Annotated in this window: 18 protein-coding genes, 1 other RNA gene and 1 pseudogene; 9 read left to right on the top strand and 11 right to left on the bottom strand. The window is 73.3% G+C overall.

The window, feature by feature from the left end; genetic code table 11:
- The first annotated feature begins 69 nt into the window (after positions 1 to 69).
- Positions 70 to 549, top strand: a complete 480-nt coding sequence (locus IE264_RS03805; RefSeq protein ID WP_032753019.1) for a lamin tail domain-containing protein — start codon at positions 70 to 72, stop codon at positions 547 to 549.
- Positions 550 to 709: 160 nt separating this feature from the next.
- Positions 710 to 1576, top strand: a complete 867-nt coding sequence (locus tag IE264_RS03800; protein ID WP_032753020.1) for a PhzF family phenazine biosynthesis protein — start codon at positions 710 to 712, stop codon at positions 1574 to 1576.
- 29 nt (positions 1577 to 1605) lie between these two features.
- Here IE264_RS03800 and IE264_RS03795 read toward each other — a convergent pair whose 3' ends face one another.
- Positions 1606 to 2631: a hypothetical protein gene (locus IE264_RS03795; RefSeq protein ID WP_032753021.1), complete on the bottom strand. Its 1026-nt coding sequence runs from the start codon at positions 2629 to 2631 to the stop codon at positions 1606 to 1608.
- 69 nt (positions 2632 to 2700) lie between these two features.
- Complete coding sequence (locus IE264_RS03790) at positions 2701 to 3363, bottom strand: TetR/AcrR family transcriptional regulator (RefSeq protein ID WP_190167571.1); 663 nt, start codon at positions 3361 to 3363, stop codon at positions 2701 to 2703.
- A 195-nt stretch (positions 3364 to 3558) separates the two neighbouring features.
- Between IE264_RS03790 and IE264_RS03785 the strand changes: the two genes are divergently transcribed.
- From IE264_RS03785 to IE264_RS03775, 3 genes are all read left to right on the top strand, one after another.
- Positions 3559 to 4959 (top strand): MFS transporter, encoded by a 1401-nt coding sequence (locus IE264_RS03785; protein ID WP_373301903.1) that lies wholly within the window; start codon positions 3559 to 3561, stop codon positions 4957 to 4959.
- A gap of 348 nt (positions 4960 to 5307) precedes the next feature.
- Entirely contained in the window at positions 5308 to 5865 is a 558-nt protein-coding gene (locus tag IE264_RS03780; RefSeq protein WP_032753024.1) for a GNAT family N-acetyltransferase, read from the top strand.
- A 76-nt stretch (positions 5866 to 5941) separates the two neighbouring features.
- A complete protein-coding gene (locus IE264_RS03775) occupies positions 5942 to 6844 on the top strand; it encodes a glycosyltransferase family 2 protein (RefSeq protein ID WP_032753025.1) in 903 nt (300 codons plus the stop codon).
- A 24-nt stretch (positions 6845 to 6868) separates the two neighbouring features.
- On the opposite strand, the gene IE264_RS03770 is transcribed toward IE264_RS03775, so the two are convergent.
- Positions 6869 to 7345 carry a GNAT family N-acetyltransferase gene (locus IE264_RS03770; protein ID WP_015608204.1) on the bottom strand — a complete coding sequence of 159 codons (477 nt, stop codon included), beginning with the start codon at positions 7343 to 7345 and terminating at the stop codon, positions 6869 to 6871.
- A gap of 143 nt (positions 7346 to 7488) precedes the next feature.
- Here IE264_RS03770 and IE264_RS03765 point away from each other — a divergent pair, with 143 nt between their 5' ends.
- Positions 7489 to 7893, top strand: a complete 405-nt coding sequence (locus IE264_RS03765; protein WP_015608205.1) for a hypothetical protein — start codon at positions 7489 to 7491, stop codon at positions 7891 to 7893.
- Positions 7894 to 7928: 35 nt separating this feature from the next.
- Here the strand turns inward: IE264_RS03765 and rnpB are convergent.
- Positions 7929 to 8338: RNase P RNA component class A (gene rnpB, locus IE264_RS03760), an RNA gene on the bottom strand.
- A gap of 39 nt (positions 8339 to 8377) precedes the next feature.
- Positions 8378 to 8947 carry a Uma2 family endonuclease gene (locus IE264_RS03755; RefSeq protein ID WP_032753027.1) on the bottom strand — a complete coding sequence of 190 codons (570 nt, stop codon included), beginning with the start codon at positions 8945 to 8947 and terminating at the stop codon, positions 8378 to 8380.
- A gap of 181 nt (positions 8948 to 9128) precedes the next feature.
- Between IE264_RS03755 and IE264_RS03750 the strand changes: the two are divergent.
- A pseudogene (locus IE264_RS03750) lies at positions 9129 to 9374 on the top strand (hypothetical protein); the annotation flags it as partial.
- Here IE264_RS03750 and IE264_RS03745 read toward each other — a convergent pair.
- Complete coding sequence (locus IE264_RS03745; protein ID WP_032753028.1) at positions 9325 to 10767, bottom strand: RNB domain-containing ribonuclease; 1443 nt, start codon at positions 10765 to 10767, stop codon at positions 9325 to 9327. The pseudogene IE264_RS03750 and the gene IE264_RS03745 overlap by 50 nt on opposite strands.
- A 272-nt stretch (positions 10768 to 11039) precedes the next feature.
- Here IE264_RS03745 and yaaA point away from each other — a divergent pair, with 272 nt between their 5' ends.
- Both yaaA and eda read left to right on the top strand, forming a co-directional pair.
- Positions 11040 to 11840 (top strand): peroxide stress protein YaaA, encoded by an 801-nt coding sequence (gene yaaA / locus IE264_RS03740; RefSeq protein WP_032753029.1) that lies wholly within the window; start codon positions 11040 to 11042, stop codon positions 11838 to 11840.
- 64 nt (positions 11841 to 11904) lie between these two features.
- The gene (gene eda / locus IE264_RS03735) at positions 11905 to 12558 is read left to right on the top strand and encodes a bifunctional 4-hydroxy-2-oxoglutarate aldolase/2-dehydro-3-deoxy-phosphogluconate aldolase (protein ID WP_032753031.1); all 654 of its coding nucleotides are present in this window, start codon (positions 11905 to 11907) and stop codon (positions 12556 to 12558) included.
- A 31-nt stretch (positions 12559 to 12589) separates the two neighbouring features.
- Here eda and IE264_RS03730 read toward each other — a convergent pair whose 3' ends face one another.
- The 5 genes from IE264_RS03730 to IE264_RS03710 form a co-directional block, all read right to left on the bottom strand.
- Entirely contained in the window at positions 12590 to 13384 is a 795-nt protein-coding gene (locus tag IE264_RS03730; protein WP_032753033.1) for a TSUP family transporter, read from the bottom strand.
- Positions 13385 to 13401: 17 nt separating this feature from the next.
- A complete protein-coding gene (locus tag IE264_RS03725) occupies positions 13402 to 14727 on the bottom strand; it encodes a bifunctional RNase H/acid phosphatase (protein WP_032753035.1) in 1326 nt (441 codons plus the stop codon).
- Complete coding sequence (locus IE264_RS03720; protein ID WP_180288904.1) at positions 14727 to 15470, bottom strand: zinc ribbon domain-containing protein; 744 nt, start codon at positions 15468 to 15470, stop codon at positions 14727 to 14729. Before IE264_RS03720 ends, IE264_RS03725 begins: the two co-directional genes overlap by 1 nt.
- Positions 15467 to 16303 carry a Nif3-like dinuclear metal center hexameric protein gene (locus IE264_RS03715; protein WP_032753038.1) on the bottom strand — a complete coding sequence of 279 codons (837 nt, stop codon included), beginning with the start codon at positions 16301 to 16303 and terminating at the stop codon, positions 15467 to 15469. Before IE264_RS03715 ends, IE264_RS03720 begins: the two co-directional genes overlap by 4 nt.
- Before the next feature lie 105 nt (positions 16304 to 16408).
- Positions 16409 to 17449: an ABC transporter substrate-binding protein gene (locus IE264_RS03710; RefSeq protein ID WP_032753040.1), complete on the bottom strand. Its 1041-nt coding sequence runs from the start codon at positions 17447 to 17449 to the stop codon at positions 16409 to 16411.
- Positions 17450 to 17500: the final 51 nt, after the last annotated feature.

The raw sequence follows: 17500 nt of genomic DNA, 5'->3' as shown, positions 1-17500 counted from the left end.
CAAGCGCGTACTGACCGTATGATCGCATCTCGTTACGCCTTCACCAGAACCGCACAGAAGGAACACCGCATGCGCATACGCACCGCTGCGCCGATCGCCCTGGCCGCCGCCACCGCAATGGCCGGCTCGCTCCTCGCCACGGCAGCACCGGCCTCGGCGGCCGCCCACCAGGGCGGGCTGCACTTCGGCACCATCCAGTACGACGGTCCCGGCAAGGACGACCGGTCGAAGAAGTCCCTGAACGCCGAGTGGGTGAACATCCACAACAACGGCAAGAAGAAGGTCCAGCTCAAGGGCTTCACGGTGAAGGACAACACCGGTTACACCTACACCTTCGGCAGCTACACCATCGGCGCGGGCAAGACCGTGAAGGTGCGCACCGGCAAGGGCAAGAACGTCTCGGGCACCGTGCACTGGAACCGGGGCTCGTACGTCTGGAACAACACCGGGGACAAGGCCCGGCTCATCAAGCCGAACGGGAAGCTCCAGGACTCCTGCTCCTGGAAGAAGTCGACCTCGGCGAACAAGGGCATCAAGAACTGCCACTGACGCCTGACAGTGCCGGCTCTTCACGGTGCCGGGCTGCCGCGGTCCGGGGGGACTGCGGCAGCCGTACGTCGGGGAGCCGGACGGCCGGGGGCTGCGGGAGCCGTACGACCGGGGAGCCGGGCCGGGAATGCCGGGAGCTGCGACCGGGTTGGACTGCTCCATGACACGTGATCACGGCCACGGCCACAGCCCCGAGGTCCTGCGCTACACCGCCTTCTCCGCCGACCCCGCAGGCGGAAACCCCGCAGGGGTCGTCCTGGACGCGTCGGGTCTGGACGAGGAGCGGATGCTCGCCGTCGCGGCGGAGCTGGGGTACAGCGAGTCGGCGTTCCTCACCGGGCGGACCGGCGAAGGCGCTTACACCATCCGCTACTTCAGCCCCAGGGCCGAGGTGCCGTTCTGCGGCCACGCCACGGTCGCCACCGCCGTCGCGCTGGCCGAGCGGGACGGGCCGGGCGCGCTGGAGTTCGCCACGGCGGCGGGCCGGGTGCCGGTCACCGTGGTCCGGGAGGGCGAGGAGCTCCGGGCCACCCTGACCAGCGTGGTCCCGCACATCACGGAGATCGGCGCGGCGGACCTCGCGGAGGCGCTGGCGGCACTGGACTGGGCGGCCAGCGATCTCGACCCCGCCCTGCCGCCCCGGATCGCCTACGCGGGCGCCCGCCACCTGGTGCTCGCCGCCGCGACCCGTGAGCGGCTCGCGGACCTGGCGTACGACTTCGCCCGGCTCGAAACGCTGATGCTGCGACTCGACCTGACGACCCTGCAACTGGTGTGGCGCGAGGCGCCGGAGGTCTTCCACGTCCGGGACCCGTTCCCGGTGGGCGGGGTGGTCGAGGACCCGGCGACCGGCGCCGCGGCGGCCGCCTTCGGCGCGTACGTACGCGAGCAGTGGCTCGTCCCGGAGACGGCCGTGCTGACCCTGCACCAGGGCGCGGACATGGGCCGCCCCGGCACCCTCACGGTCGAGCTGCGCGCCGGGGACGACCGGGTCCGGGTCAGCGGGACGGGCACCCGGATCGGCTGAGGCCGCAGGCCGGAGCGGGGCGGGGCCGGTCAGGCCGGGGCGTCCTTCACCGGGGAGACCAGGGCGAACCAGCGCTCGGTCTCCTCCTGTTCGAGGGCGCGTTCCAGGATGACGTCACCGCGCATGCCGGGGAAGAAGCGGCCCGCGGGCCAGGACCGCCGGTAGGACGGCTCGTCCAGCACCAACAGGCGTACGCCGTCGACGACGGGGATGTCCGCCGGGGTCCCCTCGTTCCAGAGCCGGCCGCCGTCCGGGGCGGTCAGTTCGAAGGAGCCCACGGTGTCCACCTGCCCCGGGGTCTCCCGGCAGACGGCGGCCTCCTGCGACGAGGGGGCGTACCCCTCGACATGGCCACCGCCTATGAGCGCGTCGGCGAGGAGGGTGTGCAGCTGGAAGTTGTCGCCGACGCCGAAGAACCGCAGGGCGTAGCCGGTGCCGCTCGTCCGGTGGAGGGCGACCAACGGTTCGTCGTCCAGCACCTGGAGGGCGTAGCCGAGGGACCTGAACTGCCGGCCGGAGCTCTCCTCCACGGTGGTGAGCAGCCGCAGCAGCTCGCGCCGGCCGTCGCCGGCCCGGCCGCGTACCGCCCGGTGGTTCAGCAGGGCGACGGCCGCCATCTCCCACTGGCGCAGCGTCCACCAGCCGACCGCCGCGTCGAACCCCGCCCGCCCGACGATCTCCTCGCCGGGCTCACCGGCGTCCGGGACGGGGAACTCGCCGCCGCCGGTCGCCCGCCACGCCCCGGCGAACGCCACGGCCCCCTCAAGTGCCGTCCGCAGCCCGGCCAGTACGCCGGGGGCGCACCGCTCGGCGTCCGCGCCACGCTCGACGCAGGCCCCGACGAGAACGGCGACGACGGCACGGGGGCCGGGCGGAACCTCCTCCAGTACGGCGGCGAGGCGCGGCCCGCCGTCCAGCAGTTCCGCCTCCCTGGCCTGGCCGAAGGTCTCCTGCAACCGGACGAACGCCTTACCGGACCGTTTCGCGTCCTGGGCCACCACCGCGGCCTCGAAGTCCGCGACCGCTCCCCCGAACCCGGTCTTACCGAATATCATTCCAGCACTTTATCGACGTGCTGTCGGGCCCCGTGAGGCCGGTCCACGACAAGGGCTCCGCGCGCCCCGTCACCGCACGAAGACTCCGGCCCGGGCGGCGGCGACCGCCGCTGCGGCCGCGCGGTCGGCGGCCGCCTCGTCCAGCGGGGCGCCACTGGCGAGCAGCCGGTAGTACAGGGGCGCCGACACCGCCGCGACCACCTCCCCCGGGTCCGTGCCCACGGGCACTTCGCCGCGTGCGACGGCCGCCTCCACACAGCCGGACCACTCCCCGATGCGTACCGCGTAGAAGCCGTGGAGGGCCTCGGCGGTCCTCGGGTCACCGGCGGCGGCGGCGATGACGGCCGCGAAGAGGGCCCTCTGTCGGGGGTCCGTCAGCGTCCGGACGACGAGGCGGGCGTTGGCCCGGAGGTCCTCGGCCAGCGATCCGGTGTCCGTGCGCGGCAGCGACTGCTCCGCCATGTCCGTGAGCAGATCGGCCACCAGCCCGGCGGGGGTGGACCAGCGCCGGTAGACGGTCGTCTTGCCGACCTCCGCGCGGCGGGCGACGTCGGCCAGGTCGAGCCCGCCGAAGCCGTGCTCGGCCAGCGCGTCCCCGGCCGCGCGCAGCACCGCTTCCCGCACCCGGGCGGTTCGGCCGCCGGGGCGGACGGTGCCCGGCTCCCCACAGTCGGCGTCGGCGGAGCCGTCGGCGCCCCCGGATGCGGGCACAGGCGCAGACTCAGACGTCATAACGGGTCTCCAGTTCCATTAGCCCCCCTCTTACTGTTACGGTGACGCCACCTTAACGGAACCACGGAACCGTTAGCGCATCGCTGCTCGGCTTCCGTGCTCCGCGCCCGTGCTCAGGAAGGCACCCCTGCCATGTCCGCACCCGATATCTCTCCGGCACCCGGTCCCCTCTCTCCGACGGCCTCCGGCCCGCGCATGACGCGTCGCCAGCGACTCGTGCTGGCACTGCTGCTCGGCTCCCAGTTCATGATCGCGGTGGACTTCTCCATCCTGAACGTGGCGCTGCCGGTCGTCGGGGAGGGGCTCGGCTTCTCCCTCGCCCACCTCCAGTGGATCGCCACGTCCTTCGCGCTCGCCGCCGCCGGGTTCACCCTGCTCTTCGGCCGCGTCGCCGACCTCGTCGGCCGTAAGAACCTCTTCATCGGCGGCATGGCCGTCCTCGGCCTCTCCTCCGCGCTCGGCGGCCTCGCCACCTCGCCCGAGGTACTGCTCACCGCGCGGGTCCTCCAGGGCCTGGCCACCGCGGCGGTCACCCCGGCCGGGCTCGCACTGCTCACCACCGCGTTCCGGGAGGGGCCGCTGCGGGAACGGGCGCTGGGGCTCAACGGGGCTCTGATGTCGGCCGGGTTCACCGCCGGGGCGATCCTCGGGGGCCTCCTGACGGACCTGCTCTCCTGGCGCTGGGCCTTCTTCATCAACGTACCGGTCGCGGCCCTGGTCGTGATCCTGGCCCCGTCCGTGATCACCGACTCCCGGCCGGCGCGGCGCCCGAAGCTGGACGTGCCCGGCGCGGTCACCGTCACCGGCGGGCTGCTGCTGCTCGTCCTCGGACTCACCCGGGCCGGCGAGACCGGCTGGACCACCCCCACCACGCTGGCCTCCCTGGCCGCCGGCGCCGCGCTCCTGGCCGCCTTCGTCCGCATCGAGCGACGGGCGGCGGCCCCGCTCGTCCCGGTCCACATCCTGAAGCGGCGCAGCGTGGTCTGGGGCAACGCGGCCGGGCTGATCGCCTTCGTCACGGAGACCTCGCTGGTCTTCCTGCTCACCCTCTACCTCCAGGAAGTCCTCGGCTACTCCCCGCTGGCCACCGGCCTCGCCTTCGGCGTCCTCGGCATCGGCACGGTCGTCGGCGGGGTGCTCGGCGGACGGGCGGTGGGCCGGTTCGGCAACCGGCGCGCGATCGTGCTCGGCGGGGCCGTGCAGGCCGCCGCCACCCTCTCCCTGGTGGCGCTCGGCACCTCCGGTGCCTGGATCTGGCTGCTGCTGGCGGCCACCTTCGTCGGGGGCGTGGGCAACATGCTGGTGATCGTCGGCTTCATGGTCACGGCCACGTCGGGGCTGCCGGACGAGGAGCAGGGCCGGGCGACCGGGCTGGCGACGATGACCCAGCAGGTCGGTATCGCCCTCGGCATCCCGGTGATGAGCACGGTCGCCACCGCCCGGATGAGCGGCCCGGCCGGGCCGGACGCGGTCCTGGCCGGCGTCTCCACGGCGATCCTCGTGAACGCGGCGCTGGTCCTGGTGGGCGCGCTGCTCGCGGGACGCTTCCTGGCGGGGCCACAGGGGGGCCGGGACCGGGCGCCGAGCGATGTGTGAGGTTCCGCCGTCCGGGGACCGAAGGCGGGTCGGAAAGCGGAACGGGTCCGATAGCGAGAGGATACGGACATGGCTGCCCCCGAGCCTGATCCCCGGCCCGGCCCCACCTCAGGCCCCACCTCAGGCCCCACCTCCGACAGCGAGCCCGACACGGGCCCCGGTACCGGCCCGGGCACACCCCCCGGTACCGCCCCCGGCCCGGCCCCCGCTGCCCGCTCCGGCCCTGGCCCTGGCCTTGGCTCCGGCCCTCGCCTTCGCCCTGGCCCCGACACGGACGCCGACTCCGACGCGGACGCCGACTCCGACTCCGACGCCCCGCCAGGCCCCGAGCCGCTGACCGTCCCGAGCATGTCCGCGGGCCCGGACTTCGGCCTGCGCCCCTGGGAGATGAGCGACCTGCCCCTGGTCCGCGAGGCCGCGCAGGACCCGTACATCCCGCTCATCACGACGATCCCGCCCCGCTACTCGGACAAGGCCGCCGAGGCGTTCGTCCGCAGGCAGTGGGACCGGGCGGCCACCGGCACCGGGTACCCGTTCGCCATCGTCCGCTCCCGGGACCGGCGCCCGGTGGGCGGCGCCATCGGGCTCTGGCTGCGGGACCTGCCGCAGGGCCGGGCCTCGATCGGCTACTGGATGGTCGCCTCGGGCCGCGGCCAGGGGGTCACCCGCGCCGCCCTGCGTACGGTGACGCACTGGGCCCTGCACGACCTGCGGGTCCCCCGCCTCCAGCTCTTCATCGAGCCCTGGAACACCGCGTCCGCCCACATCGCCGAGGACGTCGGCTACCGGCGCGAGGGGCTGCTGCGCGGCTGGCAGCAGGTGGGCGGCGAGCGCCGCGACATGGCCGTGTACGGGCTGCTGAACAGCGACGGGCCGGTGGATGGCCGGGCGGTAGCCGAGGACTGAACACCGAGGCGTTACGATCGCGGGCACCGCTGCCGACCAGCAGCCGCACGGCAGCCGAGCTCCAGGAGTACCGAACTTGTCCGCACCACGCATCGGCGTATCCATCGTGACCATGGGAGACCGCCCGCAGGCGGTCGAGGCGCTGCTGGCGTCCGTGGCGATGCAGGACGTCCGGCCCACCCGGCTCGTGATCATCGGCAACGGGACCGCGCTCCCCGACTTCACCGCGTTCCCCGGCCTGGAGGACCTCGACGGCGGGGTGACCACCATCGAGCTGCCGGAGAACCTGGGCTGCCCGGGCGGCCGGAACGAGGGGCTGCGCAGGCTCACCGAGATCGGTGACGTGGACGTGGTGGTCGAGCTGGACGACGACGGACTCCTGGTCGACAAGGACGTCTTCCGCCGGGTCCGGGACCACTTCGCCGCCGACGACCGGCTCGGCATCGTCGGCTTCCGGATCGCCGACGAGCTCGGCGAGACCCAGCGCCGCCATGTGCCGCGCCTGCGCGCCGGCGACCCGATGCGGGGCGGTCCGGTGACGGCCTTCCTCGGCGGCGGCCACGCCTTCTCCATGAAGATGCTGGCGGAGACGGGCCTGTGGCCCGCGGAGTTCTTCTTCACCCACGAGGAGACGGACCTGGCCTGGCGGGCGCTGGACGCCGGCTGGAGGGTGGAGTACGACCCCGAGCTGCTGCTCCAGCACCCGAGGACGAGCCCGGCCCGGCACGCGGTCTACTACCGGATGACGGCCCGCAACCGCGTCTGGCTCGCCCGCCGCAACCTGCCCCTCCCCCTGGTCCCGGCGTACCTCTCCACCTGGACCCTGCTCACCCTGGCCCGCACCCGCGACGCGAAGGGGCTGCGCGCCTGGGCGGGCGGCTTCGCGGAGGGCGTCCGCACGCCGTGCGGCGAGCGGCGCCCGATGCGCTGGTCCACGGTGTGGCGGATGACGAGACTGGGCCGCCCGCCGATCATCTGACCGGCCACTCAGGGCTCACGGAGCTCACGGGGCCCAGTGGTAGAGCACGTCCGGCTCGTTCTCCTCGTTGCGGCCGCCGTCGTCGAACGCGACGGCGGTGAAGCCGTGCCGCTCGTAGAAGGCGCGGGCGGCGGTGTTGCGCTGGAACACGTACAGGTTCAGCGGCCCGCGCGCGGCCTCCCGCACCTCGGCCAGCAACCGGCTCCCGATCCCGCGCCGCAGTGCGTCGGGCCGCAGGTAGAGGTGGTCGAGCTCGTCGTCCCCGGCGAGCACGGCGAACCCCAGCAGCTCACCCTCCGCTCCCTCGGCCACCCGGACGGCGGTGCTGGTGGGCAGCACGACATGGGTGATCCACGCGAGAGTGTCCTCGTCGCTGTGGACCCGGGGCAGATACGGCATGGCGGCGGCGCGGGAGGCCAGGAAGACGCCGGTGACGGCCTCGGCGTCCTGGGCCGTGGCCGGGCGTATCCGTACGTCGTACGCGTTTTCCGTCACTCGCATCACTCCCGGTCTCAGGGCCGCTCTGTCCTCCCCCGTACAGGTGGGGAACAATGACCTCGCGCAGCAGATCATGCGAAGGGGCCGGTGCGCAGGTGAAATACCGTGCGCCAGGAGCCCGGGGGCACAGGGGGAGGTAGATCGCGATGCACTGGATCTGGTGGATTCTGATCCTTTTCTGGACCGGTGGCTTCGCCTGGGCGGCCGACACCGCCCGCACCGCCCTGCGCAACCGGCACGAACGAAAACTGGAACTGCTGGAGGCGGCGAAGCAGGAGCGCCTCGCGCTGGAGGCCGCGCACAAGTCGCCGGAGCCGGTCTGCGGCTGCACCCACCACCTCGCCAAGCACGACAAGCGGGGCCGCTGCCACGAGCAGGTCGAGGTGCCGACGGCGTGGGACGAGAACAAGAAGCCGCTGCGCTACGAGGCCGGGCAGTGCAACTGCCAGCAGTACGTGGGCCCGCAGCCGCTCTCGCAGGTGTACGCGGAAGAGCTGACGGACCGCTGGCCGACGGACCCGCCGAACGAGAAGGAGCCTCCGACCAGGTGAAACACCTGGTCGGAGGCTCCCTTCAAGCTCACCGGCAGACGAGTCGTGCTGTACGCCGGGTTCTGTCTCCCGGTCGCCTCACGGCGGCCGGGGAGACGGCCATCCATCTAGGACCGGCATTGCTGCCGGCCTCGTGCGGTCTACCCGTGAACTCGGGCGAGCAGCCCTCGAACGTTCACGCAGGGCCGTCCCATTGCTGGAACGACCCCTCTTGACCTTGCTCCGGGTGGGGTTTACCTAGCCGCCTGAGTCACCTCAGGCGCTGGTGGTCTCTTACACCACCGTTTCACCCTTACCCGGGACCGAGGTCCCGGGCGGTCTGTTTTCTGTGGCACTGTCCCGCGGGTCACCCCGGGTGGCCGTTAGCCACCACCCTGCCCTGTGGAGCCCGGACGTTCCTCGGGAGGGTCCCGAAGGATCCTCACGCGGCCGTCCGCACGGCTCGTCTGCCGTATCCGCCATCCTACCGGGCCGTATCGGCAGCTCAGCCGAAGTCCCCTGTCTCCAGGTCGAAGGCGAAGGGCTCGGGGAGCGGGAGCGGCTTTCCGTACGGGATCGTGAGGTGCTGACGGTAATCGGCGCCCTCCGGGTCGCTGAAGAGCGTCACCGAGCCCGCGTCACGGTCGATGAGGAGGTAGAGCGGAATGCCACCGCGCGCGTAGCAGCGGCGCTTGGCCTCGCGGTCCGCCTGCGGCTTGGTGGAGGTCACCTCCACCACGAGGGCGACGCCTTCGCAGGGCATCCAAGGGTCGGCGCCGCGGAAGAGCCTCAGGTCAAGAGGGGCGAAGGTGCCGTCGGGGATGGCGTGGTTCTTCGGGCAGCCGCCACCGCTGCGGAGCTTGAGTCCCTTGTTCCCGGAGAACTGCATGCGCGTACGGGCACGCCTGGCCACCTGGTCGACGATCAGCCCGATGTAGTCCTCGTGGTCCCCGTCCGGCGGCGGCGTCACGACAATCTCCCCCTCGATCAGTTCCGCCCGGAAGCCTTCCGGCGTGTCCAGGGCCAGGAAGCCCTCCAGAAGGACTTCCGCCTGCGTGAGCGGCTCGTGCGCCATGGCAGTCATGTCACGCCCCTTCCTCGGTCGCTCGCCAGACTGGGACATCGGGGGACCAGCCGTCCGTGAGATGGGAGTTCTTCCCCCGATCGTGGCACAGGACCGCGTAGTACGGACGGAAGCAGGGGAGGTGGGCAGGCCAACCACGCCTTGACCTTGTCGCAGCGTCAGGGTTTCTACTGGCCGTATGCGTATCGGAGAGATCGCCGCACTCGTGGCGGTGGGGAGCCAGACCACGGTGACCCTGGAGCTGGCCGGGCCGGTGGAGTTCGTACGGCCGCTGGGGCGGCGCGGGAGCGCCCGGGTACTCCGGTTCCACGCGGACGATCCGCGGGCGGCGGTCGCCGCGCTCCAGCGGGGGCCGGTGCCTCCCCCGCTCACGCCGGAGCGAACAGCACCGTCTTCGACGCCGGACCTGCCTGCGTGAGCCGGACCCGCAGCCGCTCCCCCAGCGGGAGCGCGGCCGTGCCGCCCTCGATCCGGCCGACGATCGCCGGGTCCCGGAGGTGGACCGTGCCGATGGCGGGGTTCCGGTCCTGGATGTCCACCACGTACGCGTCGAAGAGCTCGCCCACCCGCCCCTCCAGCAGCGCCGCCTCGACCAGGTCGACGCAGGCCCGCTCCACGGTGTTGGCGCGGCGCGTCCCCTCGGCCATCTCCTTCGGGAGGGCGGGGAGCGCCTCCCGTACCCACTCCGGGGGTTCCTTCCCGGCGGTGGCCGCCAGGCAGAGTTCGGACGCGTACCGGTCGACGAGGCGGCGCAGCGGTGCCGTGCAGTGCGTGTAGAGGTCGGCCACGGCCGCGTGCACGGCGGGATCGGGGAGGTCGCCGTGGTCGAAGGCCGTGTATCCGGCGCCGCGCAGCAGGGTGGTGCACTCCTGGAGGAACGCCGCGTGGTTGCCCTGCCTCGGGTCGAGGGAGCGGACGACCTCGGCGTACGGGACGTGGTGCGGCCAGTCGATGCGCAGGGCGTGGGCGGAGCGCCGCAGCCGGGCGACGGCGCCGTCCGGGGCGATCGGCAGGGTGCGCAGGATGCCGGTGCCCGTCTCGGCCATGAGGTGGGCGGCGGCCATGCCGGTGAGCAGGGAGAGCTGGGCGTTCCAGCCCTCGGCGGGGAGCGGGGCGCGGTAGGCAAGGCCGTAGGAGCCGTCCCGTACGACGATCTCCTGTTCGGGGACGTTCAGCGAGATGCCGCCGCGCGCCAGTTCCTGTTCCTCGCGCAGCCGCCCGATCTCCCGGAGCAGGGCGAGGGGTTCCTCGGCCGTGCCCGCGTCGATCTGCCGCTGGACGCCCGCGTAGTCGAGCTTCGCGCGGCTGCGGACCAGGGCCCGGGTCACGTCGGTGGCGACGGCCCGCCCGTCGCCGTCCAGGTCGATGCGCCAGAGCGCGGCCGGGCGCGTCTCGCCGGGGAGGAGGCTGGCGGCGCCCTCGGAGAGGGCGGTGGGGTGGAGGGGGATGCGGTCGTCGGGGAAGTAGAGGGTGGTGACCCGGCGGTGGGCCTCGGCGTCGAGCGCGCCGCCCGGCCGGACGAAGGCGGCGACGTCCGCGATGGCGTAGTGCACCCGGTAGCCGTGCCCATGGCGCTCCAGGTGCATCGCCTGGTCCAGGTCCGTGGAGGCGGGCGGGTCGATGGTGAGGAACGGCAGGTCCGTGGCGTCCTCGTGGGCCGACAGGTCCGGGGCCCGCACCGCCTCCTCCGCCTCGGCCATCGCCCGGGCCGGGAAGCCGGTGGGGAGGTCGAGCTCGGTGCGCAGGGCGCGCAGGGCGGCCCCGAGGGAGCAGTCGGCCGCTCCGGTCATACGCAGATGGCGGCGGGGCATGGACCGAGCGTAGGCCGGGACGGGGGTTGCGGCATCCGGGGCCCGGGGCCGTGCCGGGGCCCGAGCCCGTGCCGGGGCCCGGATGCCGTGCGGCCGACGCCGGCCCAGCACCGTACGGCCGGCGCGGGCCCAACACCGTACGGCCGGCGCGTGCCCGCCACCGTACGGGGGCGGGGCAGCCCCGCCCCGCCCCCGTACCCTTGCCGAGGACCCGGAGAGCCCGCACGCCCACCGGGGCCGCGCTTGCGCCGTACGTACGAAGGAGAACCGCCGTGCTCGTGCTGTTGCCGCCCTCCGAAGGAAAGGCCGCCTCGGGGCGCGGGGCTCCCCTGAAGCCGGAGTCGCTGTCGCTGCCGGGGCTCTCCGAGGCCCGGGCGGCGGTTCTGGACGAGCTGGTCGAGCTGTGCCAGGCGGACGAGGAGAAGGCCCGAGACGTGCTCGGGCTGAGTGTCGGGCTGCGGGGCGAGGTCGGGAAGAACGCCGAGCTGCGGACCGCCGGGACCCGCCCGGCCGGGGAGCTCTACACGGGCGTGCTGTACGACGCCCTCGACCTGGCCTCCCTGGACGCGGACGCCCGGCGGCACGCGGCGAAGTCGCTGCTGGTCTTCTCCGGGCTCTGGGGCGCGGTCCGGATCGGCGACCGGATTCCGCCGTACCGCTGCTCGATGGGCGTGAAGCTCCCCGGCCTCGGCGCGCTCGGCGCGTACTGGCGCAAGCCCATGGAGGCCGTCATGCCCGAGGCCGCCGGGGACGGGCTCGTCCTGGATCTGCGGTCCTCCGCGTACACCGCGGCGTGGAAGCCGAAGGGCGAAGTGGCCGCGCGGACAGCGAGCGTGCGGGTGCTCCAGTCGCAGATCGTGGACGGGGTGGAGAAGCGGTCCGTCGTCAGCCACTTCAACAAGGCGACCAAGGGGCGGATGGTGCGCGACCTGCTGCTGGCGGGGGCACGGCCGAAGGACCCCGCGCGGCTGGTGGACGCGCTGCGGGACCTCGGGTACGTGGTGGAGGCCGAGGCCCCCGCGCGGGCCGGGCGGCCGTGGTCGCTCGATGTGGTGGTGACGGAGATCCACTGAGTCACATTGCATCCTCTGCAACGGTCGTTGCAGATATCGCTGTCGACGCGGCAGGATGGGGCCCATGACCTCCTCCTCGCCGGCGCCCTCCGCGCCCTCCAGCACCTCCGTACTGGATCTCGCCCCCGTCGTCCCCGTCGTCGTCCTGCACGACGTGGCCGACGCGGCGCCGCTGGCGCGGGCGCTGGTGGCGGGCGGGCTCCCGGCGATCGAGGTGACCCTGCGGACGCCCGCCGCGCTGGAGTCGATCCGGGCCATCGCCGCCGAGGTGCCGGGCGCGGTCGTCGGCGCGGGCACGGTCATCTCGCCGCAGCAAGTGCGGGACACCGTGGACGCGGGGGCCGGGTTCCTGGTCAGCCCGGGGTGGACGGAGGCCCTGCTGGAGGCGATGCGGGAGTCCGGGGTGCCGTTCCTGCCCGGCGTCTCGACCACCTCCGAGGTGGTGGCCCTGCTGGAGCGCGGAGTCAGCGACATGAAGTTCTTCCCGGCCGAGGCCGCCGGCGGCACCGCCTATCTCAAGGCCCTCTCCGCCCCGCTCCCCCAGGCCCGTTTCTGCCCGACCGGCGGTATCTCGCTCGCCTCCGCGCCGTCCTACCTGGCCCTGCCGAACGTCGCCTGTGTGGGCGGCAGTTGGATGGTGCCGGGCGACGCGATCGCGGCGAAGGACTGGGACCGGGTGGCCCGGCTGGCGGCGGAGGCAGCGGCGCTCGGGGCGTAGAACCCGGGCCCTTTCGACGCGCCAGCCCCCCTCAGCGCAGAATCTGCACCGCGTACAGCCCGCCGATGCCCAGCGCCAGCACCCCCAGCAGGAGCTTCAGCGCTGTCTCCGGCAGGCGGGGCTGGAGTCGGGCGCCCAGGTATCCGCCGCAGAGGCCGCCGAGGCCGCAGGCCAGGCCGAGCGACCAGTACGGGGCGATGTCCCCGGTCGTGGTCAGGGAGAGCAGGGCGTACGTCCCCGCGCCCACGACCGAGGTCACGAAGGTGGCGGCGAGCGCGGCCGGGGCCACCTTCGCGACCGGCATCCCGCGCCCGACCAGGATCGGGCCGAGCAGCGAGCCGCCGCCGATCCCGTAGATCCCCCCGGCGACGCCGACGGCCATGGCGAGGCGGGTGATGGCGCGGGGAGACATCCCCGGGGAGTCCCGGGCGGGGGCGGTGCGCCCGGCGCGGTGCAGCGTACGCAGGCAGAGCCAGCCGCCGAGCGGGAGCAGCAGCACCGCGATCAGGAGCCGGAAGACCGAGGGGCCCGGCACCGCGAAGACCCGGATCACCGCGCCGACGACGACGCCGGGGACGGTGCCGAGGACCAGCAGCCGGGTCAGCGGCCCCCGGAGCCCGCCGCTCCTGTGGTGCCGCAGCAGGGCCCCGGGCCCGGCCACCACGTTGTAGAGCAGGTTGGTGGGGGTGACCGCCGGGCTGGGCACCCCGAGCACGCTGACCTGGACCGGCAGCAGGAACACCGCGCCCGACACCCCGACCGGGGCGGTCACCACCGAGATCAGCAGCCCGGCGGCGAACCCGAGCAGCCCGGTCGACCAGGTCATCGTGGCCTTTGTTCCCGCTAGCGCAGGTGCGAGGTGTCGTTGAGGAGGCGTACGGAGGCGTTGCCGTCCCCGTAGTACGCGACCGTCGAGATCGAGGCCGCCGACAGCTCCATCCGGAACATCGACTGCGCCGGAGCCTCCAGCGCCAGCCGCACCAGGGTCTTGATCGGGGTCACATGGGTGACGACCAGGACCGTGCGGCCCGCGTACCGGGCGGTCAGGCGGTCCCGGGCGGCCGCGACCCGGTCGGCGACCTCCGTGAAGCTCTCGCCGCCACCCGTCGGCGCGGTCTCCGGGTCGGCGAGCCAGGCGGTCAGGTCGTCGCCGTACCGCTCGCGCACCTCGCCGAAGGTCAGCCCCTCCCAGGCGCCGAAGTCCGTCTCGCGGAGGCCGTCCTCGATACGGACGTCCAGGCCGAGGCGGTCGGCGACGGCCGCGGCGGTCTCGCGGCAGCGGCGCAGCGGCGAGCAGACGATGTCCTGGACGGTGCCGAGCGCGGCGAAGTGCAGGGCGGCCCGGGCGGCCTGGTCGCGGCCGACCGCGGAGAGTTCGGGGTCGGTGCCGCCACTGCCGGAGAACCGCTTCTCGGGGGTGAGCAGCGTCTCGCCGTGCCGCAGCAGGACGAAGGTGGCGGGTGCGCCGAGGTCGGGGGCGGCGGCCCAGCCGACCTGCGGGGAGGCGGCCTCGGGCGCGGGAACGGCGGTGACGTCGGTGGGCTCGGGCTCTTCCGAAGCACCGGCGTCGACCTCGAACAGCGTTCCGGCGTCCGCCGTTCCACCCCGCGCGGCCGCCAGTGCGGCCCGGGCCTTCGCCGCTCCCGCCACCGCGTCACCGGGCGGGCCACGGTCGGGCAGCGGGGTGCGTGCGGGTGCGTCCAGTTCGGCCGTGGAGGCGGACGCCTCCCACTGCCGGCCGTCGCGGCCCGCGTCCATCGCCTCGTTGGCGAGCCGGTCCGCGTGCTTGTTCTGCGCGCGCGGGATCCACTCGTACGTGACGGAGGACGGCGGCAGGATCGCGGCGGCCCGGGCCGCCAGCGGCTTCATGTCGGGGTGCTTGATCTTCCAGCGCCCCGACATCTGCTCGACCACCAGCTTGGAGTCCATCCGGACGTGGACCCGCAGCGCGTCCCCGGCGTCCGGGAACAGCGCCTTCGCGGCCGTGAGACCGGCGATCAGGCCCCGGTACTCGGCGACGTTGTTGGTCGCGACCCCGATGTACTCGGCGGCCTCGGCGAGGGTCTCGCCAGTGGCCGCGTCGATGACGACGGCCCCGTAACCGGCGGGTCCCGGGTTGCCCCGGGAGCCGCCGTCGGCCTCCACCACCAGCCGGCGGGCGATGCTCATTACAGGCCCGACTCCGCCGTGCGGACCAGGATGCGGTGGCAGTTCTCGCAGCGCAGCACCGTGTCGGGGGACGCGGCCTTCACGTCGTTGACCTCGGTGATGTTCAGCTCCAGCCGGCAGCCCTCGCAGCGGCGCTGGTAGAGCCGGGCGGCGCCGACCCCGCCCTGCTGGGCGCGGAGCTTGTCGTAGAGCTTCAGGAGGTCGGCGGGGATGACCTCGGCGACGACCTGGCGGTCCTTGGTCACCGTCGCGATCTCGGCGTCCAGCTCGGTGATGGCGGCGTCCCGGCGGGCGGTGGCGTCGTCGACCTTGGCCTGGACGGCGGAGACCCGCTCGGTCAGCTCGGTGACCCGCTCCTGGGCGGCCTCGCGGCGCTCCATGATTTCGAGGACGACGTCCTCCAGGTCGCCCTGCCGCTTGGCGAGCGAGGTGAGCTCGCGCTGGAGGCTCTCCAGGTCCTTGGGCGAGGAGACCGCGCCGGAGTCCAGGCGCTGCTGGTCGCGCACGGCGCGCTGGCGCACCTGGTCGACGTCCTGCTCGGCCTTGGTCTGCTCGCGGGTGGTGTCGCTCTCCTCGGTGGTGGAGGCGACCAGCAGGTCACGCAGCTGGGCGAGGTCGTTGCTGAGCTGCTCGATCTCGGCGTGCTCCGGCAGCGAGTTGCTCTTGTGGGAGAGCTGCGAGAGGCGTACGTCGAGGGCCTGGACGTCGAGGAGTCGGATCTGGTCGGCGGGCGCGGCGTTCAGTTGGGGGCTCCAGAGGAATGGTGGGTGGTCCAGGGGTCGGTGACCTGCTTCGAGACATGGACCCGCAGGTCCCATCCGTGGCGGTCGGAAAGCGCGTCGAGCTGCGCCGCCGCCTGCTCGCACCAGGGCCACTCGGTGGCCCAGTGCGCGGCGTCGACCAGGCCGAGCGGCGATTGCTGCACGGCCTCGGACACCGGGTGGTGGCGCAGATCGGCGGTGAGGAAGGCGTCGACGCCCGCGGCGCGCACGGCGTCGAAGAGGCTGTCGCCGGAGCCGCCGCTGACGGCGACGGTGCGCACCAGGGCCTCCGGGTCTCCGGCCGTCCGGATGCCCTGCGCGGTGGCGGGGAGCCGGGCGGCGGCCCGGGCGGCGAAGGCGGCCAGGGTCTCGGGGTGGTCCAGCTCGCAGATCCGGCCGAGTCCGCGCCGGCCGTGGGGGTCGGTGGGGTCGGGTACGAGGGGTCCGGTGACGCGCAGGTCCAGGGCGCCGGCGAGGGCGTCGGAGACGCCGGGGTCGGCGGTGTCGGCGTTGGTGTGCGCGACGTGGAGCGCGATGCCGTGCTTGATGAGGGCGTGGACGACCCGGCCCTTGAAGGTGTCGGCGGCGACCGTCGTCGTCCCGCGCAGATAGAGCGGGTGGTGGGTGACGATCAGCTGGGCGCCGAGTTCCAGGGCCTCGTCGGCGATCTCGTGCACGGGGTCGACGGCGAACAGCACCCGGTCGACCTCGGTGTCCGGGTCGCCGCAGACCGTCCCGACCGCGTCCCATCCCTCGGCCCGCTCGGGGGGCCAGAGGGCGTCGAGGGCGGCGATGAGTTCAGACAGACGGGGCACGGGGGAAAGGCTACCTGTCCGGCGTGGTCCGCCGCCCCTGGCCGCCGGACCTGTGGGCCAGGACCGGCGGCCGGACACGAATCGTTACTTCACATGCCCATTTCGTCACTTCACCAGGTCCGCGCGGAGGTCGTCGAGGACCAGCCCGGCGGAGGTGACGCCGAGGCCCAGGTACCAGGTCTCGTCGGAGACGTCCTTGGCCCGGCCCTCCTTGACCGCGTCGAGCTTCTTCCACAGCGGGTTGGACCGGGCGGTGTCGCGCTGGGTCGCCTTCGCGTCGCCGTAGACACCGGTGAAGATCCAGTCGGCGTCCGCCTCGTCGATCCGCTCCGGGCTGATCTCGGTGGCGAGGTCGTCGATCTGCTGGTTCTTCGGGCGGGGCAGGCCGACGTCCTCAAGGATCGTGCCGATGAACGAGGCCTTGGCGTAGAGGCGGAGGCGGTCGGGCATGTAGCGGACCATGGAGACGGTCGGCTTGTCGGCGCCGATGTCCGCGCCGAGCTTCTGCGCCTTCGCCCGGTACGCGGCCAGTGCCGTTGCGGCCTGCTCGGTGCGGTCCAGGGCGGCCGCGTTGAGGAGGTAGTTCTCCTTCCAGGTGAAGCCCGGGCGGATGGAGAAGACGGTCGGGGCGATCTTGGACAGCTCGTCGTACTTGTCGGCCGCGCGCAGCTGGCTGCCGAGGATCAGGTCGGGCTTCAGGCCCGCGATCGCTTCGAGGTTGAGGCTGTTGATCGTGCCGACGCTCTTCGGGTTCCCCGCGCCCTTCTTCAGGTACGAGGGGATGGCCGCGTCGCCCTCGCTGGGCGCGTAGCCGACCGGCTTCAGACCGAGCGAAACAACGTTGTCGAACTCGCCGACGTCGAGGACGACCACGCGCTTGGGGGCGGCCTTGATCTCGCTCTTCCCCATGGCGTGGGTGACGGTACGGGGGAACTCGCCCGGCTTCGCCCCGGTGCCGTACGCCGCCGTCTTCTTCGCCGCGTCCGCGAAGTCCTTGCCGCCGGTGGCGACGGCCGCCTTCTTGTCACCGCCCGCGTCCGCCTTGGCCGCGCTGCCGTCCCCGCCGTCGCCGCCGCAGGCCGAGAGGGACAGGGCGGCGGCAACCGCCAGGGCTACTGCGGCGGTACCGCGGGGCCGGAGGGACATCGCTTGCTCCTGCTGGTGCGCGTACGTGCACGGGGCACGCCTGTTTGATTA

Source organism: Streptomyces microflavus (genome assembly GCF_014650075.1).
Lineage (GTDB): Bacteria > Actinomycetota > Actinomycetes > Streptomycetales > Streptomycetaceae > Streptomyces > Streptomyces microflavus.
Note: the sequence above shows the minus strand (reverse complement) of the source record. Positions and strands in the feature narration are given on the sequence as shown.

Coding starts and splice junctions, on each gene's coding strand:
- IE264_RS03765 (WP_015608205.1), top strand. CDS start 7,489: ATGCACTGGATCTGGTGGATTCTGATCCTTTTCTGGACCGGTGGCTTC.
- IE264_RS03780 (WP_032753024.1), top strand. CDS start 5,308: ATGTCCGCGGGCCCGGACTTCGGCCTGCGCCCCTGGGAGATGAGCGAC.
- IE264_RS03710 (WP_032753040.1), bottom strand. CDS start 17,449: ATGTCCCTCCGGCCCCGCGGTACCGCCGCAGTAGCCCTGGCGGTTGCC.
- IE264_RS03745 (WP_032753028.1), bottom strand. CDS start 10,767: ATGCCCCGCCGCCATCTGCGTATGACCGGAGCGGCCGACTGCTCCCTC.
- IE264_RS03785 (WP_373301903.1), top strand. CDS start 3,559: ATGACGCGTCGCCAGCGACTCGTGCTGGCACTGCTGCTCGGCTCCCAG.
- IE264_RS03805 (WP_032753019.1), top strand. CDS start 70: ATGCGCATACGCACCGCTGCGCCGATCGCCCTGGCCGCCGCCACCGCA.
- IE264_RS03725 (WP_032753035.1), bottom strand. CDS start 14,727: ATGAGCATCGCCCGCCGGCTGGTGGTGGAGGCCGACGGCGGCTCCCGG.
- IE264_RS03790 (WP_190167571.1), bottom strand. CDS start 3,363: ATGACGTCTGAGTCTGCGCCTGTGCCCGCATCCGGGGGCGCCGACGGC.
- IE264_RS03800 (WP_032753020.1), top strand. CDS start 710: ATGACACGTGATCACGGCCACGGCCACAGCCCCGAGGTCCTGCGCTAC.
- IE264_RS03795 (WP_032753021.1), bottom strand. CDS start 2,631: ATGATATTCGGTAAGACCGGGTTCGGGGGAGCGGTCGCGGACTTCGAG.
- IE264_RS03730 (WP_032753033.1), bottom strand. CDS start 13,384: ATGACCTGGTCGACCGGGCTGCTCGGGTTCGCCGCCGGGCTGCTGATC.
- eda (WP_032753031.1), top strand. CDS start 11,905: ATGACCTCCTCCTCGCCGGCGCCCTCCGCGCCCTCCAGCACCTCCGTA.
- IE264_RS03755 (WP_032753027.1), bottom strand. CDS start 8,947: ATGGCGCACGAGCCGCTCACGCAGGCGGAAGTCCTTCTGGAGGGCTTC.
- IE264_RS03770 (WP_015608204.1), bottom strand. CDS start 7,345: ATGCGAGTGACGGAAAACGCGTACGACGTACGGATACGCCCGGCCACG.